The organism is Pseudanabaena sp. 'Roaring Creek', from assembly GCF_001402795.1.
Lineage (GTDB): Bacteria > Cyanobacteriota > Cyanobacteriia > Pseudanabaenales > Pseudanabaenaceae > Pseudanabaena.
Genome location: NZ_LIRE01000464.1, coordinates 1 through 10,822, shown reverse-complemented (window position 1 = coordinate 10,822; position 10,822 = coordinate 1). Strand labels below are relative to the sequence as shown.

Annotated in this window: 8 protein-coding genes and 1 CRISPR repeat array; of the genes, 6 read left to right on the top strand and 2 right to left on the bottom strand. The window is 44.3% G+C overall.

The genetic code is table 11. From position 1 onward, the window contains the following. Positions 1-278: 278 nt before the first annotated feature. Complete coding sequence (locus AC805_RS14840) at positions 279-857, bottom strand: hypothetical protein (protein ID WP_055076140.1); 579 nt, start codon at positions 855-857, stop codon at positions 279-281. Here AC805_RS14840 and AC805_RS27160 point away from each other — a divergent pair. The 5 genes from AC805_RS27160 (at position 856) to purD (ending at position 8,344) form a co-directional block, all read left to right on the top strand. Further along, a complete protein-coding gene (locus AC805_RS27160; RefSeq protein ID WP_269433591.1) occupies positions 856-990 on the top strand; it encodes a hypothetical protein in 135 nt (44 codons plus the stop codon). The two genes, AC805_RS14840 and AC805_RS27160, sit on opposite strands and share 2 nt — an antisense overlap. Before the next feature lie 373 nt (positions 991-1,363). Beyond that, a complete protein-coding gene (locus AC805_RS14835) occupies positions 1,364-2,326 on the top strand; it encodes a FecR domain-containing protein (RefSeq protein WP_055076139.1) in 963 nt (320 codons plus the stop codon). A gap of 241 nt (positions 2,327-2,567) precedes the next feature. Further along, a CRISPR array of direct repeats spans positions 2,568-5,476; the repeat unit is 36 nt; unit sequence TCCCCTACTCGCTAGGGGACGCGATCGATTGGAAAC. 84 nt (positions 5,477-5,560) lie between these two features. Next, positions 5,561-5,944: an IS630 transposase-related protein gene (locus AC805_RS14825; protein ID WP_055076137.1), complete on the top strand. Its 384-nt coding sequence runs from the start codon at positions 5,561-5,563 to the stop codon at positions 5,942-5,944. Positions 5,945-6,276: 332 nt separating this feature from the next. Beyond that, a complete protein-coding gene (locus tag AC805_RS14820) occupies positions 6,277-6,921 on the top strand; it encodes a chromophore lyase CpcT/CpeT (protein ID WP_055076141.1) in 645 nt (214 codons plus the stop codon). Between the two features lie 154 nt (positions 6,922-7,075). Beyond that, on the top strand, positions 7,076-8,344 hold the full coding sequence (purD, locus tag AC805_RS14815; protein ID WP_055076136.1) for a phosphoribosylamine--glycine ligase: 1,269 nt from the start codon (positions 7,076-7,078) through the stop codon (positions 8,342-8,344). Positions 8,345-8,505: 161 nt separating this feature from the next. Here purD and AC805_RS14810 read toward each other — a convergent pair whose 3' ends face one another. After that, positions 8,506-9,039, bottom strand: a complete 534-nt coding sequence (locus tag AC805_RS14810) for a hypothetical protein (RefSeq protein ID WP_055076135.1) — start codon at positions 9,037-9,039, stop codon at positions 8,506-8,508. Between the two features lie 960 nt (positions 9,040-9,999). Between AC805_RS14810 and AC805_RS14805 the strand changes: the two genes are divergently transcribed. Then, complete coding sequence (locus AC805_RS14805) at positions 10,000-10,365, top strand: Rieske 2Fe-2S domain-containing protein (protein WP_055076134.1); 366 nt, start codon at positions 10,000-10,002, stop codon at positions 10,363-10,365. Positions 10,366-10,822 lie beyond the last annotated feature (457 nt).

The window sequence follows — 10,822 nt, the reverse complement described above, 5'->3', positions numbered from 1 at the left end:
CTAAATTACAGCGCTTCGCGCTCAAATCCAGACCAAGGAAATATTTGAAAGCGTTGCTTTGCAACGCTTTCAAATATTTCCTTGTGGTTCGATCGATAATTTCTGTAGGACAAAATCAATTTCAAAAGAGATGATACCAATTCCCAAAAGTGTGGCTACACTTTTGGGAATGAAAAACCAAACCCAGTAAGGGTTTTAAAATCACAAAATGGCGTAGCCATTTTGTGATTTGGTGTTAGTGGCGCTTCGCGTTACCAATCTCTTTTGGAATTGGACAGCTAGGGGAGGATGATATGCACCCAAGCTCCTTTCTTTTGGCTATCGGGAGCATCTAGTAAGTATTGGGCTTTTGCGGTCTCAAATTTTCCATCGTCTGCGACGCAAGCTGAATATATCAAATTCTTGGAATACAATCCTGCAAAGCAATCCTCGGCTAGGCTTGGATAGGAGAAGCTTGCGCCGTCGAATTCACTCCACGAATCGAAAACATGGAAATTTTGGATGATGCCAGTGTCATCGGTGTCAACGGCGTTTATCGAGATCACATGTCCGCTGATAGTCAGGCTGGTATGGATGATTAAGAATGCTCCTAAATCTCTAATTGCGGCAAGCATATCGAGTAGGCTGGCATTGCCGTTATAGCGGTACTTGTCGCCAATGACGCTTTTGAGATAAGCCCCCATGACGGTAGGGTCGCCCGCTGTTCCCAAGCCGAGTAAGGCTGTTCGTACTGTTTCGATATCTGCGGCTGGTTTCCCAAGGGCTTCACAAATTGCGGCGCTTTGGCAGGTACTGGCATCGGGTTGCACTAAGGCCGATCGATCTACGGATTGTCGCTTTGTTGTATAGGTAATCATGGAATTAACCCTGTGTTTTAGTTACAAAAACAAACTTGCCGATCGCGATTTTAAGGTGAGATCGTGGGAGCGATCGAGGATGTGTGGCATCGCTGCTCATCGCTACTCATCTTTTGCTAAAAAATATTCATAAAAATATTCATAGCGTTGTGGGTTGGCGTACGGCAACTCTGGAAATGGATTTTATGTCTTAATTTACATGGTTGAATGGCAGTCCTAGATTATTTATAAAAAAATAATATTTCTGTAGGAAAAATGGGGCTTCGGCTTCGCTCAGCCAACTTATGCCCAGTTAAGAAATAGCTACGCCATTTCTTAACTGGAAAACCCTTGCTAGGTTTAGTTTTTAATTCACAAAAGTGTTGTCACACTTTCGTGAATTGGTCGTGAATTGGTATTAGCGCGATCGCTGGGCGAAGTTGAAGCCGCTCTCAACGCATTTAGGATTGCTATAGCTATAAATTTAGAGCTGTCAAGATACGAAAACCTTGTGAGGTCTTTTAAATATGAAAAAAGCGCTACTCCTAATTTTGATTTCGTTACTTGCTAGCTGTGGTAACAATGAGCCTTCGTCTAGTTCTGCGCCAAATTCTGCGCCAAATTCTTTATCTAGTTCTGCGCCCAGTCCTGTGTCTAGCTCCGCGTCAAGTTCTGCTGCGCCGACAGTTGCTACTCCAACGGCTTCGCCTGCCAGTCAACTGAATGTTGATGGTAAATCGGCTAAGGTGACGGAAATTCTTGATGGGGATGAGGTTTTTATTCGCGATCGCAAGGTGGCGGTTAATGATGTGGCGAAGTCGCAGGAGCAGGTTAGGACGGGTGAGTCTAGGGCTGAGATAGAGTTTGATAATAATGCGATCGCGCGCCTTAGTAAAAATTCACTTTTGACGGTGGGTAAGTGTGGCGCTCAATTACAAAAGGGTAGTGTGTTAATTAATGGTGCTGTCTCGGCTTGTACTTCTTCTATCAGTGCGGCGGTGCGGGGTACGACTTATCTATTGGAAGTTGATGAGCAGGGTAACGATCGGATTCAAGTTCTGGAGGGTGAGGTGGCGGTCACGCGCAATGAGCCGAATCCGCAGGTGCAGTTGGTTAGGAGTGGTGAAAGGCTCCGTAATTTTAGGAAAGAGCGAAGATTGGAGTTGCAAAAGATCTCGCAGTCGGAGTATGAGCGGTTGTTGAGTAGTCCTGCTGTAAAGGGTTTTAGAAGGGATTTGCCAAGTTTGGGTAAGGTTCAAGCTAAGTTTCAAGCGCTTTTCCCAAATGCTAAGTTGATTCTGGATAAAAAAAATGATGTAAAAGAGGATGTCAAAAAGGAGATTAAAAATTTGGAGGAGCGTGGTAAGGATGAGGTCGATAAGGAAATCAAGAAATTAGATCCGCGAGATCTAGATAGAAAAGAGCTGGATAAATTGCCAATCCGCGAACCGATTAGGGATGTTTTACCAAAATTGCCTCCCCGCCCATAGTCGTTTTTCGATCGCTGATGCTTGGCTCTGCCTCAATCCGAGCCGTTTTGTATCATGGCTTTGCGATGGGTTGGCGTTTGAGGCTGAAATGACGTTTTTGCGTGTTAGCCCTCGATACTATGCTGGATATGGGTTTCAAGGCTTTTTTGTGTTTGTATTTTTTGTTTTTTACCTGTTTTTTGCGGAGGGTTCGCAAATGATGTCTAGACTCAATGCGGTGTAAGGGTGCTAATATGGGTACTCCCTTACTCGCTAGGGGACGCGATCGATTGGAAACAAGCTTCACAGAATACAGACATTTTCTTTTCAGAGAATCCCCTACTCGCTAGGGGACGCGATCGATTGGAAACGTAATTCTAGTTTTAGTTTTAGTTCTTCAGAGTTTATCTCTTCCCCTACTCGCTAGGGGACGCGATCGATTGGAAACTAACAATTGTTAGCCTTAGCCTTGGTCTTGATAATATCCCCTACTCGCTAGGGGACGCGATCGATTGGAAACTAGACCAGAACACAAGAACCAACTAGTTAACACTGTCCCCTACTCGCTAGGGGACGCGATCGATTGGAAACCCCCATGTTCATGGGTCTTGGAGCTAAACTTGTTGTTACTTCCCCTACTCGCTAGGGGACGCGATCGATTGGAAACCAAAGTAGTTTTGTGTGTCGATGAGATTGACAAAGCTCCCCTACTCGCTAGGGGACGCGATCGATTGGAAACCTAATACCCTCTCCATGCTATTGAGCGCTTTACCGCCTCCCCTACTCGCTAGGGGACGCGATCGATTGGAAACAGTGCTAGTTGTGCCGATTGGGGTAACTGATTCATCGTCCCCTACTCGCTAGGGGACGCGATCGATTGGAAACACTGAAAACCCTTAATAGATAGGGTTACATTTAGATCCCCTACTCGCTAGGGGACGCGATCGATTGGAAACTAAAAACTCGTTGTATCTTTGCCATGCCGTGTTATGTTCCCCTACTCGCTAGGGGACGCGATCGATTGGAAACAGCGCTTTGCTACCGCTTGTAGCGACAGCTTTGTATACTGCTCCCCTACTCGCTAGGGGACGCGATCGATTGGAAACTAGCCATTACCTTTAACCTTTAACCTTGTTTAACCTTATCCCCTACTCGCTAGGGGACGCGATCGATTGGAAACTATTATTATTTAGATGCCTATTAATTTGATTAGAATTATCCCCTACTCGCTAGGGGACGCGATCGATTGGAAACGCTTAACTGCCTTCTTTGCCTCAGAGCCATAACCTCCCCTACTCGCTAGGGGACGCGATCGATTGGAAACTTCAATCCTGCAAATTACGCCAATAAATTCATTTGTCCCCTACTCGCTAGGGGACGCGATCGATTGGAAACTTTAGAAAGTCCTGTAGCTGTCTATCACTTTCAATCCCCTACTCGCTAGGGGACGCGATCGATTGGAAACGTTCTTCGATTGTGCCATGTACTGAGTCAACCAATTCACTCCCCTACTCGCTAGGGGACGCGATCGATTGGAAACAGATCACTTTCATACTTTGCGACAGTTCGCAAAGCGTCCCCTACTCGCTAGGGGACGCGATCGATTGGAAACTGTTTCGCTAAACCAGCATGAAGAACAGGTTGACAATCCCCTACTCGCTAGGGGACGCGATCGATTGGAAACCCTCGTTTCTGATGCTCAATACAGTAAAACCAGTGAAAGTCCCCTACTCGCTAGGGGACGCGATCGATTGGAAACCTAATCTGTCCGCTTTGATAGCGTCATACATTGTCTCCCCTACTCGCTAGGGGACGCGATCGATTGGAAACACAATAGCTTCCCTCTTATCATATTCATCAGAGGATTCCCCTACTCGCTAGGGGACGCGATCGATTGGAAACCACGCAGAATAGTGTGCCATGAGGATACAAGAGCGTCACCAGCTCCCCTACTCGCTAGGGGACGCGATCGATTGGAAACCGATCTCTCAGAACCAGCTACTAAAAATACTGTTTTCTTCCCCTACTCGCTAGGGGACGCGATCGATTGGAAACCATATGAGGCTTTTGGTGTTGCTGCCATGTGTTTTATTATCCCCTACTCGCTAGGGGACGCGATCGATTGGAAACAAGGCTGGCTGATGCCTTTGGCTATACTAGAGAAGTCAATCCCCTACTCGCTAGGGGACGCGATCGATTGGAAACCTTGAGGATTACCGTAGCTACCCAATTTTCAGCAGCTTTCCCCTACTCGCTAGGGGACGCGATCGATTGGAAACAAAGCTTTTACCAATTGGATCGCTAGGGTGATTAATCGTCCCCTACTCGCTAGGGGACGCGATCGATTGGAAACTTGGGGCAATTCTTTGAATATTGGGTGTAGTGGTAAGCCATGCCAGTCCCCTACTCGCTAGGGGACGCGATCGATTGGAAACCTCAAAGTTCTCATCAATCGGAATCGTAATCACAAGTTCATCCCCTACTCGCTAGGGGACGAGATCGATTGGAAACCATCTTGAATAGCCTTTTTGAACTGTTGATGAGCCTTCTTCCCCTACTCGCTAGGGGACGCGATCGATTGGAAACAGGGCTTGTCTGAACTAAAAGAAGCTAGATTAGTATTCCCCTACTCGCTAGGGGACGCGATCGATTGGAAACGCTTTCTGATTAGTTGTTTTATGTTAGGGATAGCATTTCCCCTACTCGCTAGGGGACGTGATCGATTGGAAACCCAGACTATCCGTTGAATATGTCGTTGATTCCATGTTGATTTCCCCTACTCGCTAGGGGACGCGATCGATTGGAAACTACAAAATGGGCTGCATGACCATCAAATTGAGGGATTCCCCTACTCGCTAGGGGACGCGATCGATTGGAAACAATGTAACAGTGATTGAGGTTATTGAGTCTAATCCGTCCCCTACTCGCTAGGGGACGCGATCGATTGGAAACATCCCTGTAAGCGCTCTTAGAGCTAGGGAACTAATGAAGTTCCCTACTCGCTAGGGGACGCGATCGATTGGAAACCAAATAGTCATAGTCATTTGGAGTTTCATCAGGAAAGTTCCCCTACTCGCTAGGGGACGCGATCGATTGGAAACACAGCGAGGTGTTGTCCACCAACCAGACGGCGGTTCCCCTACTCGCTAGGGGACGAGATCGATTGGAAACTACTCCTCAACATACTCACTATAGTAACGTAAGGGTAAGATAGGACATAATCTTAAAAGAGGAGAGCAAGAAAAAGCAACGAAAATGACGGCAGCCTACAATATCGATTTACGAGAGAAAGCAGTATCCGTGATCGACAGAGGGGAAAAAAAGAGTCATGTCTGTCGAATATTGAATATCAGCAGAAATACGTTAGATCAGTGGCTAAAACGCCGAGAAGAAAAAGGAAGTCTAGCTCCCGCAGAGTATCGACGGGGACCGAAACCGAAGATTGATGACCTAGAAGCATTCAAAGCATTTGCGGAAGCCAATGGACATTTAACCCAAAAAGAAATGGCAGAAAAATGGGGCAAACCAGTCAGTCGAGTAATTATTGGCAAAGCAATGCGTAAGCTCAATTTTACCCGTAAAAAAACTACGGTTATCAAGAAAGAAACGAGCAGCAGCGACAAGAGTTTAAGCAAATGATACGCACTCGTACTGAAGAAAGATGCGTATATTGATGAAGCGGTTATAGATAATACTATTGATTATCTTTACGGATACTGTCATACAGCAATTATCGATCAAACGAACTATAAGGGAATTTTTGAAAGCGTTGTTTCGCAACGCTTTCAAAAATTCCCTTGGTTTGGGTTTGAGCGCAAAGCGCTGTAAGAGCTATTAAAAGTATTTTGTAGTGGGATTGTATTCTTGCAAGTACCATAAATATACTCACTTTATAAAATCATTTATAAATGATTTTATAAATGATTTTAGTTTTATTTTATTTGAATTTTATTTTAATTATTTTTTATTCCATGACATCAATCACAAATTTAACCAGTCCCAATGATGTATATATCCTTGCTCAGTGGCTAGCAGGGGATCATAGCAATTGGGAACAGGCGATCGATAATCCACCCTTTTTTGCTCATATTCGTGTTGGAATCCGTCCCTTGCCCAATCCAATTACGGAGAATGGGGTATGGCTATTTCTCGAACAAGCTTACGATTTTGAGCTAAATCATCCCTATCGCACTGCCGTCTTGCACCTAATCTATCAAAACGATCGCATTGAGATGATTAACTATCGGCTCAAAAATGCCGAGACTTTTTTTAATGCCAGTCGCGATCGCGATCGCCTTGCTGCATTGGATGCGGATGCGATCGCACAGCTAGAGGGCTGTACGCAATGGGTATACCGCCACGATGCTCACACCTTTAAAGGCTCCGTCGAACCAGGCAAAAAATGCTGCATTAACCGTAAGGGCGTTGACACCTATCTGGCGATCGAGTTTGAAGTAACTGAAAACACCTACAGCAGCCTTGATCGTGGCTACGATGTCGTAACCGATGAGAGGGTATGGGGTTCGATCGCGGGAGCCTTCCAATTTGTGAAAAAAGTGAGCTTTAGCAACGAAGTTTCCCTAGGTTCTACTCCTCAAGGTATAATAACCTCCTGATAAATTAGATTTTTGGACTATGTCAATACAGATCGACATACCGATTGAGTAGGGCATAATTTCGCGGAATCAAATCAATTCAGAGCTTTTCACTTATAGCCCCAAATGCTGTAATTGATAGAGCATAACCAGTGTGAGTATTATAAGGTGTAATTTGAAAGTCCTCGTAGTTGGCAGTGGCGGTAGAGAACACGCCCTAGCTTGGAAACTTTTGCAATCTCCCAATATCGATCGTGTCTTTTGCATCCCTGGCAATGGCGGTACGGCTACCATGCCTAACTGCCAGAATGTTTCCCTTAGCATTGACGATTTTGAAGGTATCTTAAGGTTTGCCCAAGTCCAAGGTGTTGGGTTTACGATTGTCGGGCCAGAACTGCCCCTAGCCCTTGGTATAGTTGATTATTTTCAGGCAGCTGAGGCGTTAATCTTTGGTCCCACCCAAGAGGGAGCGCAGATTGAATCTAGTAAGTCTTGGGCAAAGGCGCTCATGCAGGAGGCGAATATTCCCACGGCTGCAAGTGCCACATTCCAAAGGCTGGAAGCAGCTCAAGCTTATATCCAGCAGCAGGGTGCACCGATCGTGATTAAGGCAGATGGTCTGGCTAGCGGCAAAGGTGTTACGGTTGCCATGACTATCGAAGAAGCCACCGAAGCGATCGATCGCATCTTTGCGGGGCAGTTTGGCTCCGCAGGCGAAACCGTAGTGATCGAAGAGTTTATGACAGGACAAGAAGTATCAGTCCTTGCCGTCACCGATGGTAAAAATATTCGTCCTTTAATGCCCGCCCAAGATCACAAACGTCTCGGCGATGGCGATACTGGTCCCAATACAGGCGGGATGGGAGCCTATGCCCCAGCACCGATCGCTACGCCAGAGTTAATGGCAAAGATTCAGAGTCAAGTCTTAGAACCAGCGATCGCTGCTTTAAAGGCTAGAGGGATCGATTATCGCGGTTGCCTTTATGCGGGACTGATGATTACTCCTGAAGGAGAGCCTAAGGTGGTGGAATTTAACTGTCGGTTGGGCGATCCTGAAACACAAGCGGTTTTACCATTGCTAGAAACCAATTTAGACGAATTATTGTTGGCTTGTGTTGAGGGCAATCTTGGCAATTTCCCGCCTCTTAAATGGAAAAAGCAGTCCTCTGTATGTGTAGTCATGGCAGCAGGAGGCTATCCAGACAAGGTAGAAACGGGACAGTTTGTCACGGGTATCGGTAAGGCGGAAGATATTGGCGCATTTGTATTTCAGTCGGGTACAAAACTCAAGAATAACGCTCTAGTAACCAATGGCGGCAGAGTGCTTGGAGTGACAGCTCTAGGGGACGACATTCGGAATGCGATTACTAATGTTTATAGCGCTGTCGAATTTATCTCCTATGACGGTATGTATTACCGCAAGGATATCGCTAGCAAAGCCTAAACAAACGTCAGTTCGGGTTAAGCTGGCAAATTTTCAAATCCCAAAAGTAAAAGCCTTGCTTAGCAAGGCTTTTACTTTTGGGATTTGAAAACAAACTCACGTTAGCTATAGCTGCCGCCAACTGTATCATCAAAAAGGGCGCATTGCGCCCTTTTTGATGGTTAGTCTGCCATGCTGAGGTTTACCGTAATGGTCAGTTTCAATGAGGAATCCGTATTGGAATCATGGAGCTGCTGCCAGTGATGATTAATTGGGCGATCGCCAATGGGTTCGGTTAATACCCGTGCTAGCAATTGCAAAAGTTTAGAAGCCCCATTACTAATTTCCTGACTAAAGGATTCCGTAGAAATCGGTAAATTCACTGAAGAAGGAATGGCGGAAACGATATGCGAATTAATCAAAGATGGATAATTACCACTTGCAACAGAGCTAGCATTTAACGATCGATTACTATAGCGGCGTAAAACCACTTGTAAGTTGTTTTTAGTTACGCGATCGCCAAAAGCCTCAGATAGTAATTGCCACAATTTATAACCGACATCGCGAATATAGGCGGCATCATAGCCAGCTATTTCCGCAATTTCCGAATAGGTTTTTCCATCCCAAGTTTGACGAAAAATAGCCTCTTGAATTGTGCTAAGGCTCTTATTTTCCAAAACAGAATCTACGATATTGAGTGCGTCTTCAATAGTCATCTTTTTCCTCACATTTCCCTAGTTATTTATATCTGGATAGCCGCTCTAAAAAACTAGCGAGTCATAATATTTTGGTAAGATATTAATTCTAATTATTGATTTAAATATTAGTTTAAGTATTAGTTTGAATGTCAATTTAAATACTAATTTTAAATATCAACTTAAGACAGGAAACTACTAACTGAATCTCCATTTAATTAGGATTGATTGGGTAAACAAACATTTTAAACTCAACACAATTACCCAATCTTTTCTCAACCCAGTTCCCAATCTCATAATTAGAATTCTTCTCTCAATTCACAAGTACTCAACACCCATCCGTTCGACTCGCCAAAAAATTTTAAAGATCGACAAAAAATCAATATAGATAACAACGTATAAAACAAAATATTTTGTATGCTGTTTATATTGACATTGCTAAGTTAGCATATTTTTTCTAAACCAGTTATTTAAGGTAATTGTATAGATGTAAACCTCAAAAACATTTATTAGTAAGGTTTTCAGGGATTGTAAGTCTTTTTTGGTTTTGCTAAAACTTGTTTTTAACGATAAAAAGACCGATAATTCATGACATCAATCAAGGCATTTACAAGCAACTTATTGGAACAGAAAAAGTCTGATATTTTTTTTCTAGCTTTTTCCGACAAAATATCTAGCAACCCCGAAAGGCGATCGCTAAGTAGATCGCTAAGTAGATTGCAAAGTAGATAGGCGTAATTAAATATAAAACCCAAAGACCTGTGGCGCAGCGTGTGCCACAGGTCTTTAAATAGTCATAAAAGCTTTGCTTTTGACATAAGCCCAAGAATATAAGTGGCGGCGCTTTGCGCCGCCACTTATATTCTTGGGCTTGGGTTAGTTAGGACAATAGCTATTAATTACCCTAATACATGATCGTGCCTTCACAAATATAGGTTGTGATATAGTTTTTTGTGTCTTAAAACATTCATTTATAAAAAAATGACTAAAGTCAAAATTGCCTCCACGACCGATGTCAGTTCCGATAAAGTCCTGAAGACCAGTGCCAATGGGAAATCTGTCCTCGTCGCAAAAGTTGGTGATAATTATTGTGCGATCGCCAATAAATGTCCTCATTTTGGACTGCCCTTAGCCAAAGGTAAATTTGAAAATGGTGTCATTACCTGTCCTTTTCATGGTTCTAAATTTGAAATTTGCACTGGTAAGAATGTTGAATGGGTAGATTCCTTTGTCGGGATCCCTCTACCTGCGATCGCTCAGAAAATGATCGCGATGGGCAAATCCCCCACTGATGTGGCAAATTTTGCAGTCACTCAAGAAGGAGCCGATCTGTTTATTGATTCCTAGATCGGCGATCGCTAAATATGTAAGTCCCTTGGCGCAATTAGATATATAGCTGTCGCCCAATGTATTCCAAGAAGAGAAGGTTGGCACTTTGTGCCAACCTTCTCTTCTTGGATTATGATTTTGTCCTAATGCGAGTGGCGACAGCTATAAAAATAAAAACGAGATGCCGCGCTTAGGGAATTGCTATTAATTGTAGCTATAGCCAAATAAGTTAAGACATAAAACCCAGAAGAGTGTTGCGGCGCTTTGCGCCGCAACACTCTTCTGGGTTTTGTTTTTGTCCTAACATAACTGGCTACTGCTATAAAGTATCTGTGGCTTCGACTCCGCTCAGCCAACGCTAGCTGAGGGAAGTCGAAGCTAGATAACTTGGTGGGACATTGCTCAGCCAACGCTAGCTGAGGGAAGTCGAAGCTAGATAACTTGGTGGGACATTGCTCAGCCAACGCTAGCTGAG

What these genes read in the sequence shown, in the direction of transcription:
- AC805_RS27160 (WP_269433591.1), top strand. Translation starts at nt 856, where the DNA reads ATGGAATTAACCCTGTGTTTTAGTTACAAAAACAAACTTGCCGATCGC.
- AC805_RS14840 (WP_055076140.1), bottom strand. Translation starts at nt 857, where the DNA reads ATGATTACCTATACAACAAAGCGACAATCCGTAGATCGATCGGCCTTA.
- AC805_RS14835 (WP_055076139.1), top strand. Translation starts at nt 1,364, where the DNA reads ATGAAAAAAGCGCTACTCCTAATTTTGATTTCGTTACTTGCTAGCTGT.
- AC805_RS14825 (WP_055076137.1), top strand. Translation starts at nt 5,561, where the DNA reads ATGACGGCAGCCTACAATATCGATTTACGAGAGAAAGCAGTATCCGTG.
- AC805_RS14820 (WP_055076141.1), top strand. Translation starts at nt 6,277, where the DNA reads ATGACATCAATCACAAATTTAACCAGTCCCAATGATGTATATATCCTT.
- AC805_RS14810 (WP_055076135.1), bottom strand. Translation starts at nt 9,039, where the DNA reads ATGACTATTGAAGACGCACTCAATATCGTAGATTCTGTTTTGGAAAAT.
- AC805_RS14805 (WP_055076134.1), top strand. Translation starts at nt 10,000, where the DNA reads ATGACTAAAGTCAAAATTGCCTCCACGACCGATGTCAGTTCCGATAAA.